At 71.2% G+C, this 24,820-nt stretch carries 23 protein-coding genes; 7 read left to right on the forward strand and 16 right to left on the reverse strand.

Annotation, left to right across the window (positions count from 1 at the left end):
• Nucleotides 1–42: 42 nt before the first annotated feature.
• On the forward strand, nucleotides 43–423 hold the full coding sequence (locus ACWGDB_RS23225; protein WP_453824143.1) for a nuclear transport factor 2 family protein: 381 nt from the start codon (nucleotides 43–45) through the stop codon (nucleotides 421–423).
• Between the two features lie 41 nt (nucleotides 424–464).
• Here the strand turns inward: ACWGDB_RS23225 and ACWGDB_RS23230 are convergent, their stop codons facing one another.
• Both ACWGDB_RS23230 and ACWGDB_RS23235 read right to left on the reverse strand, forming a co-directional pair.
• On the reverse strand, nucleotides 465–1,703 hold the full coding sequence (locus ACWGDB_RS23230; RefSeq protein WP_453824144.1) for an ROK family protein: 1,239 nt from the start codon (nucleotides 1,701–1,703) through the stop codon (nucleotides 465–467).
• 36 nt (nucleotides 1,704–1,739) lie between these two features.
• Nucleotides 1,740–2,396, reverse strand: coding sequence for an alpha-ketoglutarate-dependent dioxygenase AlkB family protein (locus tag ACWGDB_RS23235; protein ID WP_453824145.1), 657 nt, complete (start codon nucleotides 2,394–2,396; stop codon nucleotides 1,740–1,742).
• 89 nt (nucleotides 2,397–2,485) lie between these two features.
• On the opposite strand from ACWGDB_RS23235, the gene ACWGDB_RS23240 reads away from it, so the two are divergent.
• The gene (locus tag ACWGDB_RS23240; RefSeq protein WP_453824207.1) at nucleotides 2,486–3,619 is read left to right on the forward strand and encodes a methyltransferase; all 1,134 of its coding nucleotides are present in this window, start codon (nucleotides 2,486–2,488) and stop codon (nucleotides 3,617–3,619) included.
• On the opposite strand, the gene ACWGDB_RS23245 is transcribed toward ACWGDB_RS23240, so the two are convergent.
• The 3 genes from ACWGDB_RS23245 to ACWGDB_RS23255 form a co-directional block, all read right to left on the reverse strand.
• The gene (locus tag ACWGDB_RS23245) at nucleotides 3,609–4,463 is read right to left on the reverse strand and encodes a class I SAM-dependent methyltransferase (protein WP_453824146.1); all 855 of its coding nucleotides are present in this window, start codon (nucleotides 4,461–4,463) and stop codon (nucleotides 3,609–3,611) included. The two genes, ACWGDB_RS23240 and ACWGDB_RS23245, sit on opposite strands and share 11 nt — an antisense overlap.
• A gap of 42 nt (nucleotides 4,464–4,505) precedes the next feature.
• Nucleotides 4,506–5,360: a class II fructose-bisphosphate aldolase gene (locus tag ACWGDB_RS23250; protein ID WP_453824147.1), complete on the reverse strand. Its 855-nt coding sequence runs from the start codon at nucleotides 5,358–5,360 to the stop codon at nucleotides 4,506–4,508.
• Between the two features lie 67 nt (nucleotides 5,361–5,427).
• Complete coding sequence (locus ACWGDB_RS23255; RefSeq protein WP_453824148.1) at nucleotides 5,428–6,309, reverse strand: SIS domain-containing protein; 882 nt, start codon at nucleotides 6,307–6,309, stop codon at nucleotides 5,428–5,430.
• A gap of 144 nt (nucleotides 6,310–6,453) precedes the next feature.
• Between ACWGDB_RS23255 and ACWGDB_RS23260 the strand changes: the two genes are divergently transcribed.
• Both ACWGDB_RS23260 and ACWGDB_RS23265 read left to right on the forward strand, forming a co-directional pair.
• Nucleotides 6,454–7,233: a DeoR/GlpR family DNA-binding transcription regulator gene (locus ACWGDB_RS23260; protein WP_453824149.1), complete on the forward strand. Its 780-nt coding sequence runs from the start codon at nucleotides 6,454–6,456 to the stop codon at nucleotides 7,231–7,233.
• 92 nt (nucleotides 7,234–7,325) lie between these two features.
• Nucleotides 7,326–9,161, forward strand: coding sequence for a glycoside hydrolase family 15 protein (locus ACWGDB_RS23265; RefSeq protein WP_453824150.1), 1,836 nt, complete (start codon nucleotides 7,326–7,328; stop codon nucleotides 9,159–9,161).
• Nucleotides 9,162–9,173: 12 nt separating this feature from the next.
• Here the strand turns inward: ACWGDB_RS23265 and ACWGDB_RS23270 are convergent, their stop codons facing one another.
• On the reverse strand, nucleotides 9,174–10,133 hold the full coding sequence (locus ACWGDB_RS23270; protein WP_453824151.1) for a hypothetical protein: 960 nt from the start codon (nucleotides 10,131–10,133) through the stop codon (nucleotides 9,174–9,176).
• A gap of 188 nt (nucleotides 10,134–10,321) precedes the next feature.
• Between ACWGDB_RS23270 and ACWGDB_RS23275 the strand changes: the two genes are divergently transcribed.
• Nucleotides 10,322–10,537 (forward strand): heavy-metal-associated domain-containing protein, encoded by a 216-nt coding sequence (locus ACWGDB_RS23275; protein ID WP_383598535.1) that lies wholly within the window; start codon nucleotides 10,322–10,324, stop codon nucleotides 10,535–10,537.
• Nucleotides 10,538–10,604: 67 nt separating this feature from the next.
• Nucleotides 10,605–12,860, forward strand: a complete 2,256-nt coding sequence (locus ACWGDB_RS23280; protein WP_453824152.1) for a heavy metal translocating P-type ATPase — start codon at nucleotides 10,605–10,607, stop codon at nucleotides 12,858–12,860.
• Nucleotides 12,861–12,926: 66 nt separating this feature from the next.
• On the opposite strand, the gene ACWGDB_RS23285 is transcribed toward ACWGDB_RS23280, so the two are convergent.
• The 8 genes from ACWGDB_RS23285 to ACWGDB_RS23320 all read right to left on the reverse strand — a co-directional run bounded on the left by ACWGDB_RS23285 (nucleotide 12,927) and on the right by ACWGDB_RS23320 (nucleotide 20,148).
• Nucleotides 12,927–13,379 (reverse strand): phospholipase, encoded by a 453-nt coding sequence (locus tag ACWGDB_RS23285; RefSeq protein WP_453824153.1) that lies wholly within the window; start codon nucleotides 13,377–13,379, stop codon nucleotides 12,927–12,929.
• A gap of 129 nt (nucleotides 13,380–13,508) precedes the next feature.
• On the reverse strand, nucleotides 13,509–14,153 hold the full coding sequence (locus ACWGDB_RS23290) for a hypothetical protein (protein ID WP_453824154.1): 645 nt from the start codon (nucleotides 14,151–14,153) through the stop codon (nucleotides 13,509–13,511).
• Between the two features lie 5 nt (nucleotides 14,154–14,158).
• A complete protein-coding gene (locus ACWGDB_RS23295; protein WP_453824155.1) occupies nucleotides 14,159–15,025 on the reverse strand; it encodes a carbohydrate ABC transporter permease in 867 nt (288 codons plus the stop codon).
• On the reverse strand, nucleotides 15,022–15,966 hold the full coding sequence (locus ACWGDB_RS23300) for a carbohydrate ABC transporter permease (protein WP_453824156.1): 945 nt from the start codon (nucleotides 15,964–15,966) through the stop codon (nucleotides 15,022–15,024). Before ACWGDB_RS23300 ends, ACWGDB_RS23295 begins: the two co-directional genes overlap by 4 nt.
• The gene (locus ACWGDB_RS23305) at nucleotides 15,963–17,246 is read right to left on the reverse strand and encodes an ABC transporter substrate-binding protein (protein WP_453824157.1); all 1,284 of its coding nucleotides are present in this window, start codon (nucleotides 17,244–17,246) and stop codon (nucleotides 15,963–15,965) included. The genes ACWGDB_RS23300 and ACWGDB_RS23305 overlap by 4 nt, the downstream gene beginning before the upstream one ends.
• 105 nt (nucleotides 17,247–17,351) lie before the next feature.
• The gene (locus tag ACWGDB_RS23310; protein ID WP_453824158.1) at nucleotides 17,352–18,104 is read right to left on the reverse strand and encodes a cupin; all 753 of its coding nucleotides are present in this window, start codon (nucleotides 18,102–18,104) and stop codon (nucleotides 17,352–17,354) included.
• Entirely contained in the window at nucleotides 18,098–19,036 is a 939-nt protein-coding gene (locus ACWGDB_RS23315; protein WP_453824159.1) for a DUF6807 domain-containing protein, read from the reverse strand. Before ACWGDB_RS23315 ends, ACWGDB_RS23310 begins: the two co-directional genes overlap by 7 nt.
• Nucleotides 19,033–20,148: a Gfo/Idh/MocA family protein gene (locus ACWGDB_RS23320; protein WP_453824160.1), complete on the reverse strand. Its 1,116-nt coding sequence runs from the start codon at nucleotides 20,146–20,148 to the stop codon at nucleotides 19,033–19,035. Before ACWGDB_RS23320 ends, ACWGDB_RS23315 begins: the two co-directional genes overlap by 4 nt.
• Nucleotides 20,149–20,440: 292 nt before the next feature.
• Here ACWGDB_RS23320 and ACWGDB_RS23325 point away from each other — a divergent pair, with 292 nt between their 5' ends.
• Nucleotides 20,441–21,622: a flavin-dependent monooxygenase gene (locus ACWGDB_RS23325; RefSeq protein WP_453824161.1), complete on the forward strand. Its 1,182-nt coding sequence runs from the start codon at nucleotides 20,441–20,443 to the stop codon at nucleotides 21,620–21,622.
• A gap of 15 nt (nucleotides 21,623–21,637) precedes the next feature.
• Here ACWGDB_RS23325 and polX read toward each other — a convergent pair whose 3' ends face one another.
• Together polX and ACWGDB_RS23335 are read right to left on the reverse strand one after the other, a co-directional pair.
• The gene (gene polX / locus ACWGDB_RS23330; RefSeq protein WP_453824162.1) at nucleotides 21,638–23,374 is read right to left on the reverse strand and encodes a DNA polymerase/3'-5' exonuclease PolX; all 1,737 of its coding nucleotides are present in this window, start codon (nucleotides 23,372–23,374) and stop codon (nucleotides 21,638–21,640) included.
• Nucleotides 23,375–23,455: 81 nt separating this feature from the next.
• Entirely contained in the window at nucleotides 23,456–24,700 is a 1,245-nt protein-coding gene (locus ACWGDB_RS23335; protein ID WP_453824163.1) for a DegT/DnrJ/EryC1/StrS family aminotransferase, read from the reverse strand.
• Nucleotides 24,701–24,820: the final 120 nt, after the last annotated feature.

A 24,820-nucleotide genomic window follows, 5' to 3' on the forward strand; every position in this document is an offset into this window, starting at 1 on the left:
CATGGAGGTGACCGCGAGGAGACCCGGGGCAAGGAGGTCGGGATGGACGCCGTGGATGTCGTCCAGCGCTTCAACGCCGCGATCAACGACCATGACCTCACCGAGATGGCCTCGCTGATGTCCGACGACCACACACTCGTCGACACCGAGGGCGGCACCGTCAGCGGAAAACAGGCCTGCATCGAGGCGTGGCGCGGGTTCTTCGCGGCGTTCACGGACTACCGGAACGTGTTCACCGACCTGACCGTGGAGGACGAGGTCGTCTCGGTGTCCGGATACTCCCTCAGCTCGCGGCCCGAGCTTGCCGGTCCGGCGCTGTGGAGCGCCCGCGTCACCGGTGAGCTGGTCGGCGAGTGGCGGGTGTACCCGGACTCGCCGGAGACGCGCCGCGAGCTCGGGCTGCCGCCGGGCGGGCTCGTCTAGGGCCTGTGGATTGGACGCCGGCACGATCCAAGCGACAGCCCCTAGGCCAGCGCCCCCAGCGGATCGTCCAGCACCGGCTGCCAGGCCAACTCGGCGGCGCCGACCAGGCTGTTGTGGTCGAGGGTGCACGCGAGGATCGGGACACTGCCGCTCTGCCCCCAGAGGCTGCGGTCGGCGACGACGGCGCGCAGACGGCCGGGGTCGGCGTCGAGGAGGGTGGCGTGCAGGCCGCCGAGGATGATGCGGTCCGGGTTGAGGATGTTGACCAGGCCGGCGAGGCCCAGGCCGAGGCGGTCGATGAGGGCCTCGGTGGCGACACGGATCGTGGGGTCGTCGTACCGGGTGCGGATCAGGTCCTTGGCCTGCTGGAGCAGGGAGACCTCAGGGCCGGGCTCGCGGCCGGCGGCCGTGAGGAACGCCAGCGGGTCGGCCTCGACGTCGAGACAGCCGCGGCTGCCGCAGTGGCAGGGCCTGCCCTCGGGGTTCACGGTGAGGTGACCGACCTCCAGGGCCAGGCCCGAACTGCCGGTGTGCAGACGGCCGTCCAGCACGAGCGCACCGCCGACGCCCCGGTGCCCGGTGGCCACGCACAGCAGGTCGCGGGCGCCGCGCCCCGCTCCGTGCCGGTGCTCGGCGAGCGCGACAAGGTTGACGTCGTTGCCGGTGAACGCCGGTCCGGTGATCCCGGCGGCGCGCACGCACTCCGTGAAGATACGGCGGACAGGGGCTCCCACGGGCCACGCCAGGTGCAGGGGGTTCAGGGCCAGGCCGTCGGGCTCGGCGACGGCGGACGGTACGGCGAGCCCGGCACCGACGCAGCGCCGTCCGGTGGTGCGCAGCAGGTCGGCGCCCGCCTCGACGACGGACCCGAGCACCTTCGCCGGGTCGGCTTCCACGGTCTCGCAGCCGGGTGCGGTGGCGACGATACGGCCGCCCAGGCCGACCAGCGCCGCCCGGAACCCGTCGGCGTGCACCTGCGCGGCAAGGACGACCGGGCCGTCCTCGGCGACCGCCAGCCGGTGCGAGGGCCGCCCCTGCGATCCCGCCGCCGCGCCGGGCCGTGCGTCGACCCGGATCAGCCCGAGCGCCTCCAGCTCGGCGGCGACCGCGCCCGCCGTCGCCCGGGTCACGCCGAGCTCGGCGGTGAGGACCGCGCGTGTGGGTGCGCGTCCGGTGTGCACGAGCTCCAACGCGGGTCCGAGCGCGCCGCGCCCCCGGTCCAACCGCGCCCTCGAGGTGGTCCCTTCCCCCGCCGTCCGGGGGTCCGCCTTGCCGCTCATGAGGGCGAGTCTCCCATGATCCGCAGGTCCGGCGGCCTACAGGCCGCTCACTCTGAGCGTGATGTTCAGCCGGCCGGTCAGCCCCAACTCCGGCGGTGCGGTGCCCGGCTGCACCTTCGGCACACCGTGGTGGGCCAGTCGCGACGGGCCGCCGAACACGAACAGGTCGCCGCTGCGCAGCTCGACGTCCGTGTACGGGCGGCTCCGGGTCTCGGTGTTGCCGAAGCGGAAGACGCAGGTGTCGCCGAGGCTCAGGGACACCACCGGGGCGTCCGACTTCTCGTCGCTGTCGCGGTGCATGCCCATGCGTGCGTCGGCGCCGTAGAAGTTGATCAGGGCGATGTCGTACGCGGCCTCCGGTCCGCCGGGCAGGTCCGCACCCACCGTGTCCCGCACCGCGCGCCGGCCCAGGTCGCCCAGCCACCCGGGGAACGGCTTCACCGGGGCTCCGTCGCCGTCGACGACCGTCCGGGCGTAGGCGTACGGGTACCAGTGCCGGCCCAGGCAGACCTGGCGAGCGGTCATAGTGCCGCCGCCGGGGGTGCGCACCATGCGCAGGCCGGCCGGTGGGCGCGCCCACCCGCGGCAGGCCTCCAGCAGCTCGCGCTGGGCCGACGCGTCCAGCCAGCCGGGCACGTGCACCGCGCCCGGCGCGACCTCCGTACGCTCACGGGGGAACAGCTCGGCGTCCATGCCTCCCATCCTCCCCCACCGGCCTGAGCTGCGGCCCGGCAAGCGGTGCCGCCGGGGTCGCTTAGCCTTGACGCACGATGAACGACCGTATGACGACGCCCTGGGGCGAGCTCGCGCTGTCCCGTTTCCCCGCGGACCCGCGTGACAGGCTGCGCGCCTGGGACGCCTCCGACGAGTACCTTCTCAGGCATCTGGCCGAGCAGAACGTCCCGCTGTCCGGCACGGTCGTGGTCGTGGGTGACCGCTGGGGCGCCCTGGTCACGGCGCTCGCGGCGCACCGGCCGGTGCAGGTCACGGACTCCTACCTGGCCCAGGAGGCGACCCGAGCGAACCTCGCCCGCCATGGCGTCGAGCCCGGCGACGTCCGGCTGCTCACGACGCAGGACCCGCCGCCGGACCGCGTCGACGTCCTCCTGGTCAGGGTGCCCAAGAGCCTCGCGCTGCTGGAGGACCAGCTGCTGCGGCTCGCGCCCGCGGTGCACGAGGGCACGGTGGTGGTCGGCACGGGCATGGTGAAGGAGATCCACACCTCGACGCTCCAGCTGTTCGAGCGGATCCTCGGCCCGACCCGCACCTCGCTCGCCGAGCGGAAGGCCCGGCTGATCTTCTGCACGCCTCAGCCGGCGGCCGAACGGCCCGCCAACCCGTGGCCGTACACGTACACGCTCCCCGACGGCATCGGCGCGGTCTCGGGACGCACGGTCGTCAATCACGCGGGTGTCTTCTGTGCCGATCGGCTCGACATCGGCACGCGCTTCCTCCTGGGGCACCTGCCCGACGTCAGGGGCGGCCGGCGGGTGGTCGACCTCGGGTGCGGCAACGGTGTCGTCGGTACGGCGATGGCGCTGGCCAGCCCTGAGGCCGAGGTGCTGTTCGTCGACGAGTCCTTCCAGGCGGTGGCCTCGGCGGAGGCGACGTACAAGGCGAACGGGGTGCCGGGGCACGCCGAGTTCCGGGTCGGGGACGGGCTGGCGGGCGTGCCGGCCGGGAGCGTCGACCTCGTGCTCAACAATCCGCCGTTCCACTCCCACCAGGCCACGACCGACTCGACGGCCTGGCGGATGTTCACGGGGGCGCGGCGCGCGTTGCGGCCGGGCGGTGAGCTGTGGGTCATCGGCAACCGGCACCTCGGCTACCACGTGAAGCTGCGGCGGCTGTTCGGCAACAGTCGACTCGTCGCCAGTGACGCGAAGTTCGTGGTGCTTCGGGCCGTCAAGAAGTGACGGTGCGTTCGGGGTCCCCGACGCGGTAGCGGTTCAGGCGGTACGCGTCGATGTCACGGCGCCGGATCACCGTCATGGCCCGCAGCAGCAGCCGTACGGGGAGCGGGACGGCGCTGCGGACGGCGCCGCTGAAGTCCGCGAAGGTGCGGGACTCCGCGAGCTCGATGCCGGCGCGCCACGTCTCGACCTCCTTCGGGTCGTCGCAGCGCCAGCGCATGCGGGCGGCCATCCTGCCGAGGACGTCGTGGTTGTCCTGCCGGTCGATCGCGCGGCTGCCGGCCGTCTCCAGAGCCAGCTCGGCGCCGGGGAACCGGTCGGCGACGAGGTCGAACACCGAGCGGACGCCGTCCTGGTCGAGGTAGATCAGGACGGCCTCGGCGACCATGAAGTACGGCCCCGGGCTCGCGCGCACCGCCTCGGTCCAGGTCGGGTCGGTGACCGAGGCGGCGATGGTGTGTCTGCGGTCGGTGTCCTGGAAGAACGTGCGGCGCAGCGCCATCACGTCGGGCAGGTCGAGGTCGAACCAGTGGACCGTGCCGTTGTCCAGGCGCTCGAACCGGGTGTTGAGGCCGGTGCCGATCTCCACGACCGTTCCGGACGGATGGCGGCGCAGGAAGCCGGCCACCCAGGCGTCGAACTGGAGCGTGCGCAGGGTGGCGCCGATCAGGCTCTTCGCCCCGTGGAAGCGCGAGAAGTCGTAGTCGAGGGAGTCGACCATCTCCACGGCCTTGGGGTCGTGGATCAGGCCGTTGCGTTTGCGTGTCTGCACCGCCCGCCCGTAGAGCGGGATGAGCAACGTCTCCTGGGTCTCGCCCAGTTGGGGCCGCCGCTTCGACTTAGGCATACCTAAGTATGCATTCGGAGCGCCCGGCCTGGGAGTGGTCGGTCAGGGTGTCGTCAGTACCCCGATGATGTCCGCCACCGCTCGCACCATCGCCTCCCGTCCCACGCTCAGGTATTTGCGTGAGTCGACCGCCTCGGGATGGGCCGCGAGGAATTCGCGGATCGCTGCCGTCATGGCGATGTTGAGGGCCGTGCCGACGTTGACCTTGGCGATGCCGCCCGCGACCCCCGCGGTGAGTTCGTCGTCGGGGACGCCGGAGGAGCCGTGCAGGACGAGGGGGACGTCCAGGGTGGCGGCGAGGCGTTTGAGGAGATCGTGGTCGAGGGTGGCGGTGCGGGTGGTCATGGCGTGGGAGCTGCCGACGGCGACCGCGAGGGCGTCGACGCCGGAGTCGGTGACGAAGGCGTGGGCCTCGGCGGGGTCGGTGCGGGCGCCGGGGGCGTGGGCGTCGAGGGGCGGCTCGCCGTTCTTGCCGCCGAGGCGCCCCAACTCGGCCTCGATCCAGAGGCCTTGGGCGTGCGCCCAGTCGGCGGCGGCCTTCGTAGCGGCGAGGTTGTCGGCGTACGGCAGGCGGGCCGCGTCGTACATCACGGAGCTGAACCCGGCGTCCGGTGCCTGGCGCAGCAGGTCGTCGCTCTGGATGTGGTCGAGGTGCAACGCGACGGGGACGGCGGCGCGTTCGGCGGCGGCGACGGCGGCGCGGGCGAGCGGAAGGAGCCGTCCGTAGCGGAACTTGACGGCGTTCTCGCTGACTTGGAGCACGACTGGCGAACCCACCGACTCGGCACCGGCGATGACCGCCTCGACGTGCTCCAGGGTGATGACGTTGAAGGCGGCGACGGCGGAGCGGGCTGCGGCGGCACGGGTGACGAGCTCGCCGGTGGTCACGAGGGGCACGGCCTTGTCCTTTCTCGGCGCGGGAGAGGACGCGTCGGACACGTCCGGGGGCGTGTCGTGGTGCGCGTCAGGGGGCGAGGATCACCGAACGGGTGAGGTGACGGGGCTGGTCCGGGTCGAGGCCGCGCGCTGCGGCGACGGCTACGGCGAGTCGCTGGGCGCGGACCAGTTCGGCGAGGGGGTCCAGGCGGCCCTCGATCCACAGCCCACCGGTGGAGCGCACCTGTTCGGCCAGCCCCTCGGGCGCCTCGCCGAACATCCAGGTCGCGGTGCCGCCGGTGGTGATGCTGATCGGGCCGTGCCGGTACTCCATGGCCGGGTAGGCCTCCGTCCAGGACAGCGCCGCCTCGCGCATCTTCAGCCCGGCCTCGTTGGCCAGGCCCACGGTCCAGCCACGGCCGAGGAAGGTGAACTGCCCGCACTCCACCAGCCCTTCGGGCAGTTCGACGGCGAGCGCGGTGCGGGCGTCGGCCACAACCGCTTCGGTGTGCAGGCCGAGGTGGGCGCGGAGCAGGGTGAGGGCGGTGGTCGCGAACCTGGTCTGCACGACGGACCGTTCGTCCGCGTAGTCCAGGACCACCACCTCGTCGGCGACACCCATGACGGGCGTGTCCGGGTCGGCGGTGATCGCGACGGTCGGCGTGCGCCCCTTCAACCGCCCCAGCAGGTCCAGCACTTCGGTGGTCGTACCGGAGCGGGTCAGGGCGAGGACGCGGTCGTAGGAGCGCCCGTGCGGGAACTCCGACGCGGCGAAGGCGTCCGTCTCGCCGCGGCCCGACCCCTCACGCAGTACGGCGAACGCCTGCGCCATGAAATACGACGTCCCGCAGCCGACGACCGCGACCCGCTCCCCCGGCCCCGGCAGCACCCCGCCGAGGCGGGCCGCCTCGGTCGCGGCGCGGGTCCAGCGCTCGGGCTGGCTGTTGAGCTCGTCCTCGACATGCGTCATGCCGCCGTCCTCCGGGCCTCTGATGGAGCCTTGCGATGGTCATCTGATTGTTCTTGCAAGATAGCTCCCACTTTCGAGCATAATCAAGCAAACACAGGAAGAAGCGTGCGCTAAGGTCGCGGGAGATCGAGGAATGGAGGGTGGATGTCGCGCGACGCCCGCTGGAAGGCGCTGCTGGAGCTGCTCGTTGAGCGGGGCCGGCTGGACGTCGAGGAGGCGGCCGCCGAGCTGGAGGTCTCGGCCGCGACGATCCGCCGCGACTTCGACCAGCTCGCCGAGCAGCAGATGCTCGTCCGCACACGGGGCGGCGCGGTCGTACACGGAGTGTCGTACGAGCTGCCGCTGCGCTACAAGACGGCCCGGCACGCCTCCGAGAAGCAGCGCATCGCCAAGGCGGTGGCCGATCTCGTCGCCCCCGGCGAGGCCGTCGGGCTGACCGGCGGTACGACGACCACCGAGGTGGCGCGTGCCCTGGCCGTGCGCAGCGACCTCGCGTCCGGCTCGCCCGCGCTGACCGTCGTCACCAACGCGCTCAACATCGCCAATGAACTGGCCGTGCGCCCCCAGTTCAAGATCGTGGTCACCGGCGGGGTGGCGCGCCCGCAGTCGTACGAGCTCATCGGGCCGCTCGCGGACGGGGTGCTGTCCCAGATCACGATCGACGTGGCGGTTCTCGGCGTCGTCGGCTTCGACGTCACACACGGTGCCGCCGCGCACGACGAGGCGGAGGCGGCGATCAACCGGCTGCTGTGCGAGCGCGCCGAGCGCGTGGTCGTGGCCGCGGACTCCAGCAAGCTGGGCCAGCGGGCGTTCGCCCGGATCTGCGCGGCCGACGCCGTGAACACGCTGGTCACGGACACGGCGGCCGACCCGGAGACCCTGCGCCGCTTCGAGGAGGCGGGCCTGCGGGTCCTCGCGGTCTGAGACCCCGAGCCCCCCGATCCCGCCACCCCGGCCCCTCCGGCCGACCTCACCTACGCTGGGAGCGAGGCGCATGGCGGGCCGAGGAGGCTGCGATGAGCACTACTCCGATCGAGACGGGCACACCGGGGGCGTCGCGGTACGTGCCGATCGCCGATCACGGCCTGATCGGCGATCTGCGCAGCGTGGCCCTAGTGGGCATCGACGGCACGATCGACTGGTACTGCTGCCCGGCTTTCGACGCGCCCAGCATCTTCGCGGCGATCCTGGACGCCGAGCGGGGCGGCTGCTTCGAGCTGGCGGCGTCCGTGCCGGCGCGGACCAAGCAGTTCTACTTCCCCGACACCAACGTCCTGATCACCAGGTTCTTCACCGAGGACGGCGTCGGCGAGGTGCAGGACTTCATGCCGGTCGACGGCGATACGGCCGAGGCCGAGCGGCACCGGCTGATCCGGCGTGTGGTCTGCGTACGCGGCTCGATCCCGTTCCATACGCGCGTCGCACCGCGCTTCGACTACGGCACCCGGACACACACCGTCCGCATGGAGGACGAGGTGGCGGTCTTCGAGTCGGAGGAGCTGTCGATCGGGCTGACCTCCACCGTGCCGCTGGAGATCGACGGGCCGGACGTGCACGCCGACTTCAAGCTCTCCCAGGGCGAGTCGGCGGTGCTGGCCCTGGACCAGATCAGCGGGGCGCTCGCGCTGAAGCGGTGCGCGCGAGCCGAGGCCGAGAGGCAGTTCAACAGCACGGTGGCCTACTGGCGGAGCTGGCTGACCGCCTCCCAGTACCGGGGCCGCTGGCGGGAGATGGTGCACCGCTCCGCACTGACCCTGAAGCTGCTCACCTACGCGCCCACCGGCGCCATCGTGGCCGCGCCCACGACGAGCCTGCCCGAGCAGCTCGGCGGCGAACGCAACTGGGACTACCGGTACATGTGGGTGCGCGATGCCGCGTTCTGCGTGTACGCGATGCTGCGGCTGGGCTTCACGACCGAGGCCGAGGCCTTCATGAAGTTCCTCACCGAACACGTCAGCCGGGGCGACGGCTCGCCCACCGGTCCGTTGCAGATCATGTACGGCATCGACGGCCGCACCGAATTGCCCGAACGGGTACTCGACCACCTGGAGGGCCATCTCGGCTCCGCTCCGGTGCGGGTCGGCAACGCCGCCTCCGACCAGCTCCAGCTCGACATCTACGGCGCGCTGGTCGACTCGATCTACCTCTACGACAAGTGGGCGCAGCCCATCTCCAGCGACCAGTGGGACGACGTGTGCGCCCTGGTGGAGTGGGTGTGCGAGAACTGGGACCAGCCCGACGAGGGCATCTGGGAGACCCGCGGCGGCCGCAAGAACTTCCTGTACTCGCGGCTGATGTGCTGGGTGGCCATCGAGCGGGGCATCCGCATGGCCAACCGCCGCGGACTGCCCGCCGATCTGCCGCGCTGGCAGGAGTGCCGGGACAGGATCTACCGGCGGATCATGACCCGGGGCTGGTCCGAGACGCGCAAGGCCTTCGTCCAGTGCGAGGACAGTGACGTCCTGGACGCGGCCGTGCTGATGATGCCGATGGCCAAGTTCATCGCGCCGACCGACCCGAAGTGGCTGTCCACGCTCGACGCCCTCACCGAGGATCTGGTGTCCGACTCGCTGGTCTACCGCTACGACCCGGAGGCGAGCCCCGACGGACTGCGCGGTGACGAGGGCACGTTCTCGATCTGCTCGTTCTGGTACGTGGAGGCCATGGTCCGGGCCGGCCGGGTCGACGAGGCGCAGCTGGCCTTCGAGAAGATGCTGACGTACGCCAACCATCTGGGCCTGTACGCCGAGGAGATCAGCCACACGGGTGAGCAACAGGGCAATTTCCCTCAGGCGTTCACCCATCTCGCCCTGATCAGCGCGGCGTTCAACCTGGATCGCGCCCTGGGCTGAGGCAAGAACCCCTCAGTGACCGTGCTCCGCAGTCCCGTCCTCGTGCCCGGGCACCTCCGAGGCGGTCGCCGTCGCACCTGCCCGCACGGTGAACTCCGCCGTGTGCACCTCCCCTTCGTGCTTGAAGTCGAGGAACAGCCGGTACGTACCACTGCTCGGCGCCGTCGCCGTGAACGAGATCTCCGGGCCGGGCTTCGTCCTGCCGTCGCCGGGCTCCCCGTTGGGGTGGACGTGGAGGTACGCGAGGTCGCCGGCGCGCAGGGCCACCAGGTGGCCGTAGGCGCCGAGGTAGGGCTGGAGGTTGGTGACGGGGCGGCCGCCCCGCGAGACCTTGAGCTTCAGCTCGCGCTCCTTGCCCGGGCGCAGGACGCCGTCCAGCCGGACTTCGTAGCCGTGGACCTTGGCGGTCGTGTTCGGCGTCGGCAGCTGCCGCGGCTCATAGGGACCGGCGGCCGCCAGGTCCGCGCCGAGGGTGAGGTTCTCGGCGCCCTTCTTCGCCGGGGTGAAGTCGGCGAAGACGCGGTAGCCGCCCGCGCGGGGCAGTTCCACGGGGATGCCCCAGGTGCCGTCGGCGGCGCGGGTGGGGTGCAGATGACGGTAGGTACCCAGGTCGCGTGAGGCCAAGATGAGGTGGAGTTCCTTGTCGTGCTCGCGCCGATAGGCGGTGACGGCACGTCCGTCGTCGTCGCGGATGACGAAACTCAGGTCGGAGCGCTTCCCGGCCGTGACGCCCGGGGTCCGCAGGTCGAGGGTGTAGCCGCCCTCGGAGATCTGCAACCCGCCGGCCGGCTTCGTCTCGTGCCCGCCGTGTCCGTCACCTTCCGGTGCCGCTGACTCCTCGCTGTGGCTCTCGTGGCGGGCGGGTGCCGGGTCGTCGACGACGGGGTCGACGCCTTTGCCCACGCCGTAGGCGGTGCCGAAGGTCGCGGCCAGTGCGGCCGCGAACGCGGTGATCCTCAGTCCGGCATGCATGGCGGTCTCCTGCGAGTCGGTCCTTCGATACGATCCTTCACTGCACCTCACGATACCCCTGGGGGGTATGAAGTCAACCTGCTTCCCCGCTTGCCTCGACTACCCCCTAGGGGTATACATGGACATCGGCCAGGATACCCCTACCCCGTACCCGGGCCAACCGCGACAGAGCCCCTCGGGAGGAACACATGACCACCACCACCTACGCCGTGTCCGGGATGAGCTGCGCCCACTGCAAGGCCACGCTCACCAAGGTCATCGGCGAGCTGGACGGCGTCACCGAGGTCGGTGTCGATCTCGCGACCGGCCAGGTCACCGTCACCAGCGCCGGCGAGCCCGACGACGCGCTGATCACGGAGGTCGTGGACGAGGCCGGCTACGAGCTGACCGGCCGCGCCGCCTGACCCGCACCCCGAATCGCCGGGGCCCGGCCGCACCGGGCTCCGCCCGCACCCCGCACGAGGAGCTGGGATGACCACCACCGCGTCCGACCCCACGACCGAGGTAGAGCTCGCCATCGGCGGCATGACCTGTGCCTCGTGCGCGGCGCGCATCGAGAAGAAGCTGAACCGCATGGACGGCGTCACCGCGACCGTCAACTACGCCACCGAGAAGGCGAAGGTCAGCTACGGCGGTGACGTGTCCGTCCAGGACCTGATCGCCACGGTGGAGAAGACCGGGTACACCGCGCAGGAGCCGGCGCCGCCCGTGCGGGACGCCTCCGAGGACACGGACGAGCCCGATGAACTGCGGCCCCTGCGGGAGCGGTTGATCACGGCCGTGACCCTCGCCGTGCCCGTCGTGGCGATGGCCATGATTCCGGCGCTGCAGTTCGAGTACTGGCAGTGGCTGTCACTCACGCTGGCGGCGCCTGTCGTGACCTATGCCGGGTGGCCCTTCCACAAGGCGGCGTTCACCAATCTGCGGCACGGCGCGGCCACCATGGACACGCTGATCTCGGTCGGTACGTCGGCCGCGTTCCTGTGGTCGCTGTGGGCGCTGTTCTTCGGCACGGCGGGCGAGCCGGGCATGACGCACCCCTTCGAACTGACCATCGCCCGCAGCGACGGCTCCGGGAACATCTATCTGGAGGCGGCCGCCGGTGTCATCGCCTTCATCCTGGCCGGGCGCTACTTCGAGGCCCGTTCCAAGCGCAAGGCGGGCGCGGCACTCAAGGCACTGCTGGAGCTGGGCGCCAAGGACGTGACCGTCCTGGGTGGGAACGGCATCGAACGGACCATATCCGTCCCGGAGTTGAAGGTCGGTGACCGCTTCCTCGTGCGGCCCGGCGAGAAGATCGCCACCGACGGGACCGTCGTCGAGGGCTCGTCGGCGGTGGACGCCTCGATGCTCACCGGCGAGTCCGTGCCGGTCGAGGTGACCGTGGGCGACGCGGTCACCGGCGCCACGATCAACGCGGGAGGCCGACTCGTCGTCGAGGCCACGCGCGTGGGCGCCGACACCCAACTCGCCCGGATGGCACGGCTGGTGGAGGACGCACAGAACGGCAAGGCCGCGGCGCAGCGGCTGGCGGACCGGATCTCCGCCGTCTTCGTGCCGGTCGTGATCGCGCTCGCGCTGGGCACCCTCGGCTTCTGGCTGGGCAACGGGGTCGGGCCCGCCGCCGCCTTCACCGCCGCGGTCGCCGTACTGATCATCGCCTGCCCGTGCGCCCTGGGTCTGGCCACGCCGACCGCGTTGATGGTGGGCACCGGACGTGGCGCGCAGCTCGGAATACTGATCAAGGGCCCGGAGGTGCTGGAGTCCACACGCAAGGTCGACACGATCGTCCTCGACAAGACGGGCACCGTGACCACCGGCCGGATGACCCTGCTGGCCGTGCACACCGCGGACAACGCCGACGAGGCCGAAGTCCTCCGTCTCGCGGGCGCGTTGGAGCACTACTCGGAGCACCCGATCGCCCGTGCGGTGGCCGAGGGGGCGCTGCAGAAGCTGGGTTCGCTGCCCACGCCGGAGGACTTCGCGAACGTACCCGGCCTCGGGGTGCAGGGCATCGTCGGCGGGCATGCGGTCCTCGTGGGGCGCGAGCGCCTGCTGGCCGACTGGGCGATGGAACTGCCTCAGGAGCTGCGGCAGGCCAAGTCCGAGGCCGAGGCGGCCGGTCGTACCGCCATCGCGGTCGCCTGGGACGGCGAGGCGCGGGCGGTCCTCGAGGTCGCCGACGCGGTGAAGGAGACCAGCGCGGAGGCGATCCGGCGACTGCGCGCCCTCGGTCTCACCCCGATCCTGCTGACGGGCGACAACAAGGCCGTCGCACATGCCGTCGCCCGCGAGGTCGGGATCGCCCCTGAGGACGTCATCGCCGAGGTACTGCCGCAGGACAAGGCCGATGTCGTCAAGCGCCTTCAGGGCGAGGGCCGTTCGGTGGCGATGGTCGGCGACGGCGTCAACGACGCGGCCGCGCTCGCCCAGGCCGACCTGGGTCTGGCGATGGGCACCGGCACGGACGCGGCGATCGAGGCGGGCGACCTGACCCTGATGCGGGGTGACCTGCGTGCCGCCGCCGACGCCATCCGGCTGTCCCGCCGGACGCTCGGGACCATCCGCTCGAACCTGTTCTGGGCCTTCGCCTACAACGTCGGCGCCCTGCCGCTCGCCGCCGCCGGTCTGCTCAACCCGATGATCGCCGGAGCGGCCATGGCCTTCTCGTCGGTCTTCGTTGTCGGCAACTCGCTGCGCCTGCGCTCGTTCCGGGCCGCGAGCTGAATCCTCACGCAAAGGGGGCGCCGCTCAAGCGGCGCCCCCTTTTCCGTACGGTCGCTCAGCGGCTGCTCAGCCGAAGGCCTTCACAGCCTGGTAGTAGGTCCAGGCCGTGCTGTTGCAGGCGGCCTTGGAAGCACCGCTGTAGCCGGCGCACACGCGCTTGAGGTCCTCGTAGAAGGCACTGTCGACGCGCGACTTGTTGGCACTGAACGTGCCCAGCGCCTTGTAGTTGCGGTAGCCGAAGTCGTGCCGGGCGCAGGACGTGGAGAAGGGGAAGCCGAACGGGTTGTCCGGCGAGGAGGAGCAGTAGTCCGTGGACCAGTCGAACCCGTAGGCGGACCAGGCGGACTGGTTGGAGCGGGCGGCGACCCAGGAGTTGTAGCTCGACGCGCTGGTCTGGGTCCAGTTGGCCAGGACCTGGGGCTTGTCGGCGGGGGCGGCTTCGGCGGCCGTGGCGGTGGCGACGACGGCCATGAGTGAGAGGGCTGATGCGGCAAGACCGGTGGTGAGTGTGCGGTGCATTCCACACCTCCATGAGGCTGCGACCCGCCCGTCGGGTCGCAGGTTCATGACAAGATGATTGACACCCCAACAGTCCTTTTACACCGCATGCGACCTAATGCGCCGTTAACTCTGGGACATGCGAGGAGATCAGGGGATGAATTCGTGCTCCGTACTACGTGCCCCCGCCCGCCTGCGCCTACCCTCCCTGCGCAGGTCCACGGCCGTGACCGCCAGCGCCAGCGGCCCCGGGGCGAGGAACGCCAGCGGCACCAGCATCCAGGCGCACAGGATCGCGGTCACCACCGCGAGCAGCACCAGGCCACTGCCGCCCACGTCCTGAACGGAGTCCCGGGCGGCCCCGCGTACGGCCGCGTGCCAGTCGGAGAGCGACTCGCGGCGGGCGCAGGCCCTGAGGCCGACCACGACGGCGCACGCACCGATCGCGGCGGCCGGCACGGCGAACAGCGGCGCACCCGGCAGCCCCGCCCCGGCCAGTGCCAGGTCGCAGGCGAGCAGCAGCACTCCCGCCAGCGCGAGGGCGCCCGCCGCCAGGTCGCCGGCCCGCAGCCGTCGCCGTAGCAGCGCGAAGTACCGTCCGGCGGTGGCGGGCCGTTCCTCCCGGGCGCCGCGCAGCACCGCGCAGGCCGTCGACAGCGCCGCGGGCGCGGTCAGCAGCGGCAGACCGGCCACGGCCGTGGCGAGGCCGATGCTCAGCACGTCGGCGAACAGGGTCATGCGCGGGCCGAACACCTCGCCCGCCTCACGCGAGCGCGTCCCGCTCGGTCCACTCATGCCGCTCACCCCTTGAGTCCGGAGCTGGCCATGCCCTCCACCAGCAGGCGCTGGAAGGCGAGGAAGAACAGCACGATCGGCAGCAGCGCGATCACGGACAGCGCGAACATCGGGCCGAACGCCGAGGTGCTGGAGGCGTCCACGAACGACCTCAGGGCGAGCGTGAGCGTGAACTTCTCGGGGTCGAAGAGATAGATGAGCTGGGTGAAGAAGTCGTTCCACGTCCAGATGAAGGTGAAGATCGCGGTGGTGATCAACGCGGGACGGGTGAGCGGCAGCACGATCCTGAAGAAGCTGCGGAACGGGCCGCAGCCGTCGATACGGGCCGCCTCCTCCAGCTCGCGCGGCAGTCCGCGCATGAACTGCACGATGAGGAACACGAAGAACGCCTCGGTGGCGAGGAACTTCGGCAGGATCAACGGCCAGTAGGTGTTCACCAGACCGAGCTGGTTGAAGATGATGTACTGCGGGATCAGCACCGCGTGATGCGGCAGCATGATCGTCGCGATCATGAACGCGAACAGCGGCCCGCGGAAGCGGAATCGCAGCCGCGCGAAGGCGTACGCGGCGAGCGAGCAGCTGATCACGTTGCCGAGGACCGCGCCACCCGCGATCAGCAGCGAGTTGGTCAGCAGCCGCCAGATGGAGACGTCGTTCACGCCGTCCAGCGCGGTCTCGTAGTTGGACCACTCCAGGTGGCTGGGCAGCAGGTCGAGGCTGGCGATGACCTCGTCGGCGGGCTTGAGCGAGGTGGCCAGCAGCCACGCCAGCGGGTACAGCATGACCAGCAGCGCGGCCAGGCAGCCGACGTGCAGGGCGATCCGCCCCCGGGCAACGGGCTTGCGGACGACCGGAGTCGTGGTGGTGGTCATCGGTCCCCCTCGGAGGCGTAGAAGACCCAGGAGCGCGAGGTGCGGAACAGCACCGCGGTGACGGCGCCGATGGCGATCAGCAGCACCCAGGCCATGGCGGAGGCGTAGCCCATGTGGGAGGCGACGAAGCCGCGGTCGTAGAGGTACAGGGTGTAGACGAGCGTCGAGTCGGCGGGGCCACCCTTGCCGGCGCCGATCGCGAAGGCGGGCGTGAAGACCTGGAAGGCCTGGATGGTCTGCAGGACGAGGTTGAAGAACAGGACCGGGGACAGCATGGGCACCGTGACGGACACGAACTGCCGCCACCTCCCGGCGCCGTCCACGGCCGCCGCCTCGTACAGCTCACCCGGGATCTGCTGGAGTCCCGCGAGGAAGATGACCATGGGCGCCCCGAACTGCCACACCGTCAGCAGCGCCACGGCGAGCAGCGCCCAGCCCGGCTTGTTGACCCAGCCGCCGGTGCCGAGCAGGTTGTCCACCGTGCCGCCGTCGCTGAAGATCGCGCGCCAGACGAGGGCGATCGACATCGATGCGCCGAGCAGCGAGGGGGCGTAGAACGCGGAACGGTAGAAGCCCTTGCCGCGTTTCATGGACTTCAGGGCGAGTGCCACGCCCAGCGCGAGGGCGAGTTGCAGGGGCACGGCGATGACGACGTACGTCAGCGTGGTCAGCACCGAGCGCCAGTAGCGCGGGTCCTCGGTGAACATCTGGACGTAGTTGCGCAGGCCCACCCAGCGCGGCGGGTTGAACAGGTCGTAGTCGGTGAAGGACAGGTACAGCGACACGGCCATCGGCAGCAGGGTCAGGGCGATCGCGCCGAGCACCCATGGGGAGAGGAACACCCAGGCAGGGCCCTGGGGTTCGCGCTTGGGCCGGCGCTCGGGGGCCGGGGTGGCCCGCGTCTTCCCGGCGGCGGGCGCGGAGATGTCGGTGGTGGTCATGACCTCAGCTCCGCCTTCGCCTCGGTGACGTAGTTCTCGGCCGCCTCCCGCGGCGACATGCGCTCGTACGACACCTGGTCGTAGTCGCGCTGGAAGGTGGTCTGCAGGGCGTTGTCGCCCGAGGGCGGGGCCTGCGGCGGGTCCTTGAGGGAGCCTTCCAGGGACGCCTGGTAGTCGGCGATCGTCCGGTCGAAGTCCTTGAGCTGCGGCTCGATCGCCTTGCGGATGGACTCGTTGACGGGGATGCCGCGGGTGGCACCGAGGATCTGCGCCGCCTTGTCGTCGTTGACGAGGAAGTCGACGAGCTGTGCCGCCTCCTTCGAGTGAGCGGTGTTGGCGCCGACCCCGAGGAACATCGACGGCTTGAAGTACTGGCCGGGGGTACCGTCCTCACCGGACGGCATCGGCGCGAGCGCGACGCCGCCCGGTATGAGGGCGAGGTAACCGCTCGCCGGTGCGTCCCAGTTGGAGTCGGACATGGCCTCACCGCGCCCCAGCGGGGTGTTCTCCACCGAGCCGTCGAGCTGGGTGGTCTGCTCGGCGGGCGAGACGACGCCCTCGCGGCGGAGCTCGTCGGTGAAGGTCCACCAGCGGGTCAGGTCGCCGGCCGTGAAGCCGAGCCCGCCGTCCTTGGTGTAGAGGGACTTGCCCTGGCCGCGCAGCCAGACCTCGAAGCAGTCCTCGCTCTGCCCGGGGTCGGTGGCGCCGGGCTTGCCGGCCTTCTCCGTCAGGGCCCGCATGGCGTCGGCCCATTCGCTCCAGGACCAGCTCCCGCCCGGGAGCGGAACGCCGGACTCCTTCCACGCCTTGACGTCGTAGGCGACGGTCTCGGTGCCGCGGCCCTGCGGAATCGCGTACTGCGTCCCGTCCAGCCGGCCGGTCGCGAGCAGGCCCGCGTCGATCTCGCCGGTGCGCAGTACGGCCTTCTGCTGCGCGAGGTCGAGCAGGACGTCACCGGAGGCGTACTGGTCGATCTGCCGGTAGTCGAGCTGCATCACATCGGGGGCGTCGCCACCCGCCGCCTGGGTGGCGAGCTTCTGCTTGTAGGCGTCGTAGGCCGAGAACGACGTCTGCACCTGGATGTTCGGGTGCCGTTTCTCGAACAGGGCGACGGCCTGCTCGGTGCGCTCCGCACGGTCGGGGTTGCCCCACCACGTGTAGCGCAGCACGACCTTGCCGCCGCCGACCGATTCTCCGGATTCCCCGCAGCCGGCCGCCATCGCGCAGAGCACGAGTGCGGCGGCCGCCGCGCAGAACCCCTTTGTCCTGTGTCCGGGCATGCCGAGGTCACCTCTCCTTTCCTCGGGCTTTCTGTTGGCCCCCCTCGGCCCCCTGGCCTGCTCCCTCGTCGGCCTGAGACTCACCGACTGAGACTCGTCGGCCTGTTACTCGCCGCCGTAAGGCAGCGTCGTCCCGGGCAGGTTGTACTCGTCGCGGCGCCCGCACATGCCGAACCCACCGCGTCTGGTGGGCCCGGCCTCGTACGCGGTCGCGTCGGCGAGATACGCCGGCTCGCCCGCCTCCAGCGCTGCGAGCTGCTCGCCCGTGCGCTCGGCCGTGGCCAGCGCGCCGGCCCGCCACAGCTCCCGCCAGTTCGGCACCTTGGCGCGCACGAGCCGGGCGGCGGCGCGCTGGAACTCTGCGTACGGGCCGTTGTCCCCGGCGACGAGCGCCTGGCGCAGCGCGAGATACCCCTCGACGGCGAGGTCCCGGCGGCGACGCGCGGCAGCCGCCGCCTCCGGTCCGGTACCGGGCGGAAGCGACGCCGCGGCGGCGTACTTCTCGGGGTCGGCGAGCACCTCGGCCGGGAAGGTGAACACCGCGTCCCCGGCCTCGGGCAGCCCGCTGTTCTGCATCAGCACCGTGATGCGCAGGTCACCGCCCTGGACCATACGGTGCACGGTCCCCGGCGTGAACCAGGCGACCGAGCCCGCCTCCAGGGGGATGTCCCGGTAGCCGTCCGGGCTCAGCGTCTGAACGGCCCCTCGGCCGCCGGTGACGACGTACGCCTCCGTGCACACCAGGTGCAGGTGCGGGCTGCCGCCGCACTCACCGTCGGCGGCCTCCCAGTCATAGGCGCTGAGGTGGGACAGGCCGACGGCGGCGGGCAGCGGATGCGGAAGGTTCGGCTTCACCACGGCAACCCCTCCAGGTGAGCGCCCACCCGCTCCCGGTCCCAGGCCCCGTCGGCGACGACCACCCGGTAGCGGTAGGCGAAGGACTGGCCCGGCGGCAGCTCGAACTCCTCGAAGAACGCCCAGGAGAACGCCACCGTCGGGATCGGCTCGGAGCGCACGAACCAGTGGGACTCGTGGATCGCGGCCCGCTCGTCGAGGTTCTCGGGAGCGTGCGCGAAGACGAGCGTGGACTGTCCGTCGATGTCGTCGTGCTCGGTGGTGAAGGCGAGCCACGGGCCCTGTGTGCCCATCAGCTTGCCCGCGTCCGCGCCCGCTCCCCCGTCGAGGTCGGGGCCGAAGGCGGTGCCTCCGGTGAAGTCCCGGGGTCCGCGCCACTGGAGTCCGGTGTAGCCGGCCATCTCACGGCCTGCGGTGGTGGGCGAGCCGAAGGACAGGGGCTCGGCACGGACGTTGGTGAGCCGGATCGACCAGTCCAGGGTCCAGGCCCCGGACTCCTCGTCCACCGAGTGGACGGTCAGCCCGCGCACCTCGCGCGCCCACTCCTCGCCGCCGTTCTCGACCCAGGTGAGCTCCTCGCTGAAGGCGAGCCGGTCGTCCTCGACCGTGAACGCGGTGAAGCCGTCGTGCCGCATGGAGCCGATCCGCTCGGGCAGCGGCAGGTAACCCTCGCCATGGACGTAGCAGTTGCCGCCCCAGAAGTTCTGCCCCGACAGATGGCTCGCCGTCATCTGCAGGCCCTTGTGCCAGCGGTGGTCGTTGGGCCGGTAGCCGGTCACGGTGTGCCCGGCCAGGGTGCGCACGGGGTGGGCGTACGGCTTGCGGGACTCGAACGCCTCCGGGTCGGGCCGGTAGACGTACCGCAGGATCTCGGTGCCGTTCGCGGCCGTGACGGCGATGTGGTCGCCGTGCGCGTGGGTGACGCGGATGCTCATGCGCGCTCCTTCGGGGCCCAGTGGGGGTGATCGCCGTGCATGGCCGGGTAGAAGGGGTCGCCGGGCCGGATCTCGCCCGCGTGCACCGGGCGTCCCGTGAACGCAGCCTTGTAGAGGGCGGCCGCGAAGTCGAGGGTGGCCCGGGCGTCGGGGCCGCTGCCGGGCGGCCGGACACCGTTGTCGTAGGCGTCGAGGAGGGCGCCGAGCTGCGCCGTGTGGGAGCTGGGGAGATCCGCCGCGGGGGTGCGCCAGGCGGTGGCGCGCTCGGCGGGGACGTGCGGGGCCGGGGTGTAGACCCAGTCCTCGTTGCGGTGGCCGTACAGGTGGGTGAGCTCGACCGTGCCGTCGGCGCAGTCGACGCGGATACGGCTCACCTCCTGCGGGGACAGCACGCTGTTGACGACGGTGGCGAGAGCGCCGCTCTCGAAGCGCACAAGGGCCGTCGAGACGTCCTCGCTCTCGGTGTCGTGCACCAGGCGTGCGGCCATGGCGCGTATCTCCGCCCACGGGCCGAGCAGGTGCAGCAGCAGGTCGAACTGGTGGATGCCGTGCCCCATAGTCGGTCCGCCGCCCTCGGTGGCCCACCGTCCGCGCCACGGCACCGCGTAGTAGGCGGCGTCGCGGTGCCAGGTCGTCTGGCAGTGCGCGACCAGCGGGGTGCCCAGCTCACCGCTCGTGATCAGCTCACGGGCGTGCACGGCGCCGGAGCCGTAGCGGTGCTGGAAGACCACCGACGCATACGCGCCCGACGCCTCCTCGGCCGCCGCGATGTCGTCGTACTCGGCGAGCGACAGACACAGCGGCTTCTCGCACAGCACCCAGGCGCCCGCCTTGAGTGCGGCGACCGTCTGCTCCCGGTGCAGGGACGGCGGTGTGCCGATCAGGACCAGGTCGGGGCGTACGGCGTCCAGCATCTCGCCGGTCGAGGTGTACCCGGCGACGTCCTCGCCCGCGAGCTCCCGGAAGGCGTTCAGCCGGGCCTGGTCCACGTCGACGGCGGCGACCAGCTCCACCCGGTCGGGGTGGGATCTCAGCGCGGGGAGATGACTGCCGCTGACGATGGCGCCGGTGCCGATCACCGCGACGCGGCGGCGGGCGGGGCTTGGGGACATGCAGTTCTCCTCGGACGGCGGACAGCCCGCTCAGAAAGCGCTTGCACTTCGAGGGCGACCCTAGGCAGGGACGGAATGTAAGGACAACCCCTCTGCGGCGAGATGAGCAAAGCCCGACCCGTTCGGCTCGCCCACCTCCCGCACGCTCCCCTTTTCGACCACCGCTGAAACGAACGGAGATCACCGGACTGCAGGGGCTTTGGCGCGCTTCAACTCCCCTCTCCAGACGGCCCGTTGACAGTGCCGGACATCCGCGTCACGGTGATGACTCGTCGTGCTCGGGAGGTCACCGATGACAGCAGCCGGCACCGATACCGATTTGGTCAACCGCGTCCGGGCACTACGCCCACTGGTCCGCGAACACGCGCTGCGCGCCGAGCAGGAGCGGCGAGTCACCCCCGAGGTCGCGACGGCGCTTTCGGACGCCGGCATCCACCGGATGAACGTCCCCCGGCGATACGGCGGCTACCAGAGCCGGCTGCACACCCAGGTCGACGCGGTGGCCGAGATCGCCTCGGCGTGCGGCTCGACGGCGTTCAAGACGGTGATCCAGGCCGGCTGCTCCTACATCGCGGCGCTCTTCCCCGACGAGGCGCAGGACGAGATCTTCACCGACCCGGACGCGAGGGTCGGCGGCACCCTGATCCCGGACGCGACGGCGGTCCGCTCGGACGGCGGGTACCTGGTCAACGGCACCTCGGGCTTCGCCACCGGCTGCCACGACGCCGACTGGCACCTGCTGACGGTCCGGGTCGAGTCCGAGTCGGGTGAGGGGCCGCCGGAGCTGCTGTGGACGGCCGTACCGATGGCCGCACTGGAGATTCTCGACGACTGGTACGTGTCCGGGCTGGCCGGGACCGGCAGTGACAGCGTCGTGGCGCGGGACGTGTTCGTTCCGGCCCATCGGGTCCTGCCGGTCGGGCCGCTGCTGGCGGGCAGGATCGGGTCGAAGAGCAACGCCGACGACCCGTTCTACCGGATGCCCGTGCTGCTGCTGTTCTGCGTGTGGACGGCGCCCAACGCGCTCGGCCTGGCCCGGTCCGCCCTGGCGGAGTTCACCGAGCGCAGCCGGCGGCGGGGCATCACGTACACCCTGCACCAGCGCCAGAACGAGGCCACGGTCACCCATCTCCAGGCGGCCGAGGCGGCCATGAAGATCTCCTGCGCAGAGCTGCTGACCGCCGAGTTCGTCGCCCTGATCGAGTCGCGGGCCGAGTCGGGCGAGCCGTACACGCCCGAGGAGCGGGCCAGGATCCGGGCGCAGAGCGGCTATGTGGCGCGGCTGTGCAAGGAGGCCGTCGATCTGCTCGGCTCCGCGGCGGGGGCGTCGTCGCTGCACCGGGACGTGCCGATCCAGCGGGCGGTGCGCGATCTGCACGCACTGAGTCTTCACTCGTTCGTGAATCCCGCGACCAATCTGGAGATCTACGGCAGGGTCCTGTCCGGAGTGGACCCGGGCACACCCTTCCTGTAGGCCCCTGGGGCGGGGTCACCCCTTGTTCAGGAAGCGCCGCAGCCGGGTCAGCGGCCAGGTGTTGATCACGTCGTCCCTGGTGAGCCAGCCGCGCTGGGCCGTGCCCACGCCGTAGCGCAGGTTGGCCAGATGGGTGACGGCGTGGGCGTCGCTGTCGACGGCGAACTTCACGCCGTGCCGCCTGGCCCGCAGGATGTCCTCGTCGCGCAGGTCGAGCCGGTCGGGATGGGAGTTGATCTCCAGGGCCGTGCCGGTGCGCGCGCACGCGGCGAACACGGCGTCGAGGTCCACGTCGATGCCGGGGCGCTTGCCGATCAGTCGGGTGGTGGGGTGGCCGATGATGTGGACGTGCGGGTTCTCGCAGGCCCGGACGATCCGCCGGGTCAGTGCCTCGCGTCCCTGGTTGAAGTGCGAGTGCACCGAGGCCACGCACAGGTCGAAGCCGGCGAGGAACTCCGCGGGCCAGTCCACGTCGCCGACCGGGCCGATGTTCAGCTCGGCACCGTGCAGCACCCGCATGCCGGCCCGTTTGCCCCTCTTGCCGTGCTCCCCGTCGAGTTCGCGGACGCGTTCACGCTGGGCCAGGATCCGTTCGTCGGTCATCCGCTGCATGGCCATGTCCGGGCCGTGGTCGGTGACCGCGTAGTAGGCGTAGCCGCGCTCGGCGGCCGCGGCGACCATCTCCTCCAGTGGCGCGAGCCCGTCGGTGAGGTCGGTGTGGGTGTGCAGATCGCCCCGGATGTCCTTCTCCTGGATCAGGTCGGGCAGCTCGCCGCGCAGTCCGGCCTCGATCTCGCCCCGGTCCTCACGCAGGGTGGGCGGGATCCAGGGCAGGCCGAGCCGGGCGTACACGTCCTCCTCGGTCTCGGAGACGATCTTCTTGCCGGACTCGGTGTCGAAGAGCCCGTACTCGGAGAGCTTGAGCTTCTTGTGGACGGCCATCTCCCGGGTGCGGATGTTGTGCGCCTTCGAGCCGGTGAAGTACTGCATCGCCGCGCCCCAGGAGTCCGGCGGTACGACGCGCAGGTCGACCTGGAGGCCCTTGATGGTACGGATCGATGTCTTCTTCGTGCCGTGCGCGATGACCTCCGAGACGTAACGCAGCTCGGTGAAGGCCCGCATGATCGGCTCCGCCTTCCCCGCCGCGACGAGGATGTCGATGTCGCCGATCGTCTCGCGGACGCGGCGCAGCGAGCCGGCGTAGGAGCAGCGCTTGCAGCCGGTCGCCTGGGACATCTCCGCGACGATGTCCTCGGCGAGGCTCATGGCGGCGTCGATCAGGACGCGGTCGCCGGCGGACTGCAGCAGGGAGATGCCGTGCAGGATGTTCTCCTCGGTCTTCGGCCCGAAGCCCTTCAAATCGCGCAGCCGCTCCTCGTGGATGGCGTCGGCGAGCTCCTCGGTCGTGGAGATGCCCAGTTCCTGGTAGATGACCAGTGCTTTCTTCGGGCCGAGGGTGGGGATGGCGGTCAGCTGCCGGACGCCGGCGGGGATCTTCGCCCGCATTTCCTCGACAGCGGAGACGCTGCCGATGGAGAAGTACTCGACGACCTTCTCGGCGATCGACTTGCCGACGTTCGGGATCTCCTTGAGGGCCTTGACGTCGAGCGTGGACACGTCGGCGTGGTGGCCGCCGATCGCCCGGGCGGCCTTCTCGTAGACACGTGCCCTGAACGCGTCTCCTCCGGTGATGGAGATCAGATCCGCGTACTCCTGGAACAGCGCGGCGACCTCGTCGTTGGACCGAGCCACACCTCCAGGGTAGGCAAGGTGGGTCCGGGCGGCGCGGTGCCGGACGAGCCGCCCGTTTCCCCCGGCCCGGTACCGGCCTCTTCACTGGCCCAGAGGTGTGGGGGGAGTCGTCGTGGTGGTGTCGGCTTCAGGTGTCCGGGTCGGGATCGGAGGGTGGGCCGGAGTCGCCAGCTCCGTGGTCAGGGCGTCGGTGATCCTGCGGGCCAGGAGGGGGTCGGCCGGCAGGGTGTGCGCGGCGAACCAGCGGGCGGCCGAGGGGTCGGGGGACGGTTCGACGAACTCGGCGCCCGCGTAGTCGTCGAGCGGCGGGTCGTAGACGTATCCCGCGACCACGCCGTGGTCGACCAGACGTGCCACGAGGGCGTTGCGGTCGTGGACCAGAAGCGGCACCCGGAACAGTCCCGGAGAGCCGTCGTGTGCCGCACGGTCGCGCAGGGCCGGGGTGGCCCAGGTGGTGCCCGCGAGCAGTGAGACACCGGCCCGGCGCCGGGCGAGGTCGCCGTCGAGCAGGGCCATCCGCAGCTCCAACTGCCCCCGGACCAGGGCCCCGTGGCGGGAGCGGAAGCCGTGCAGGTCGACCCGGACCCAGGGCTCGTAGGCGGCCAGGCTCGGCGCGTGGCGGGCGCTGCCGGCGAGGCGCGGCGCGTGCAGGGCCATGCGGAAGTCGTCGCGTTCGAGCAGCCCCAGACGCTGCATCGTGCGCCAGACCGGGCGCACCAGGTGCAGCGAGCGTACGGCTGACCGTGCCAGTGGACGCAGTGTGGTGGTCAGGTCGTGGCGGAGGCGGCGCGGGGTCAGCAGGTCGTCGCGCAGCAGTTCCAGTTCCCGTCGGGTGCGTACGTCGTCGACGGCGAGGAAACCGCCGGCCATCCCCGCCACATGCTTGGAAAGGCTGAACGCCGCCGCCTGCCCGAAGGTGCCGATCGGCTGCCCGTCCACATGCGTGCCGATCGCGTGCGCCGCGTCCTCGATCAGGGGGATCCCCAACTCGTCGCAGCGACGGCGCAGTTCGACGACCCGGTCCGGCATGCCGTACAGGTTGGTGGTCAGGACGGCGTCCACGTTGCGCCACGTGGTCTCCGGTACGGCGGCCGGGTCGATGTTGCCGTCCCACTGGGACACGGGGGCTTGTACGGGGCGCAGTCCGGCGGCGAGGACGACGAAGAGGATCACGTCGTCGTTCACCGGGGACATCAGCACCCGCCCACCGGGCCGGCACCAGCGCCGCAGCGCCAGGTACAGGGCCAGTCGGGCCGAGGGCGTGTAGACGCATTCGCGTCCGATGCGCCGTGTCATCATCGCGGCGAGCCGCGATCCGTACGGCATGGTCACCTCTTCCGTGGAAGGGTCCGACGAAGGGCCGCCCGAGTCAGGCGGTGTGCGCTCGCGGGCATCGTGAGGGCCCCGAGCTGGGGTTCCGAGGCAGCGCGGGCCAGGGCTGCGACG

The sequence above is a fragment of the Streptomyces sp. NPDC055013 genome (genome assembly GCF_053608645.1).

Bases quoted from the DNA above. Each gene is read 5' to 3' on its own strand.
- ACWGDB_RS23325 (WP_453824161.1), top strand. From the start codon at position 20,441: ATGACAGCAGCCGGCACCGATACCGATTTGGTCAACCGCGTCCGGGCA.
- ACWGDB_RS23270 (WP_453824151.1), bottom strand. From the start codon at position 10,133: ATGCATGCCGGACTGAGGATCACCGCGTTCGCGGCCGCACTGGCCGCG.
- ACWGDB_RS23335 (WP_453824163.1), bottom strand. From the start codon at position 24,700: ATGCCGTACGGATCGCGGCTCGCCGCGATGATGACACGGCGCATCGGA.
- ACWGDB_RS23295 (WP_453824155.1), bottom strand. From the start codon at position 15,025: ATGACCACCACCACGACTCCGGTCGTCCGCAAGCCCGTTGCCCGGGGG.
- ACWGDB_RS23300 (WP_453824156.1), bottom strand. From the start codon at position 15,966: ATGACCACCACCGACATCTCCGCGCCCGCCGCCGGGAAGACGCGGGCC.
- ACWGDB_RS23280 (WP_453824152.1), top strand. From the start codon at position 10,605: ATGACCACCACCGCGTCCGACCCCACGACCGAGGTAGAGCTCGCCATC.
- ACWGDB_RS23260 (WP_453824149.1), top strand. From the start codon at position 6,454: ATGTCGCGCGACGCCCGCTGGAAGGCGCTGCTGGAGCTGCTCGTTGAG.
- ACWGDB_RS23290 (WP_453824154.1), bottom strand. From the start codon at position 14,153: ATGAGTGGACCGAGCGGGACGCGCTCGCGTGAGGCGGGCGAGGTGTTC.
- ACWGDB_RS23230 (WP_453824144.1), bottom strand. From the start codon at position 1,703: ATGAGCGGCAAGGCGGACCCCCGGACGGCGGGGGAAGGGACCACCTCG.
- ACWGDB_RS23305 (WP_453824157.1), bottom strand. From the start codon at position 17,246: ATGCCCGGACACAGGACAAAGGGGTTCTGCGCGGCGGCCGCCGCACTC.
- ACWGDB_RS23320 (WP_453824160.1), bottom strand. From the start codon at position 20,148: ATGTCCCCAAGCCCCGCCCGCCGCCGCGTCGCGGTGATCGGCACCGGC.
- ACWGDB_RS23245 (WP_453824146.1), bottom strand. From the start codon at position 4,463: ATGCCTAAGTCGAAGCGGCGGCCCCAACTGGGCGAGACCCAGGAGACG.
- ACWGDB_RS23225 (WP_453824143.1), top strand. From the start codon at position 43: ATGGACGCCGTGGATGTCGTCCAGCGCTTCAACGCCGCGATCAACGAC.
- ACWGDB_RS23315 (WP_453824159.1), bottom strand. From the start codon at position 19,036: ATGAGCATCCGCGTCACCCACGCGCACGGCGACCACATCGCCGTCACG.
- ACWGDB_RS23240 (WP_453824207.1), top strand. From the start codon at position 2,486: ATGACGACGCCCTGGGGCGAGCTCGCGCTGTCCCGTTTCCCCGCGGAC.
- ACWGDB_RS23285 (WP_453824153.1), bottom strand. From the start codon at position 13,379: ATGCACCGCACACTCACCACCGGTCTTGCCGCATCAGCCCTCTCACTC.
- ACWGDB_RS23265 (WP_453824150.1), top strand. From the start codon at position 7,326: ATGAGCACTACTCCGATCGAGACGGGCACACCGGGGGCGTCGCGGTAC.
- ACWGDB_RS23255 (WP_453824148.1), bottom strand. From the start codon at position 6,309: ATGACGCATGTCGAGGACGAGCTCAACAGCCAGCCCGAGCGCTGGACC.
- ACWGDB_RS23235 (WP_453824145.1), bottom strand. From the start codon at position 2,396: ATGGACGCCGAGCTGTTCCCCCGTGAGCGTACGGAGGTCGCGCCGGGC.
- ACWGDB_RS23275 (WP_383598535.1), top strand. From the start codon at position 10,322: ATGACCACCACCACCTACGCCGTGTCCGGGATGAGCTGCGCCCACTGC.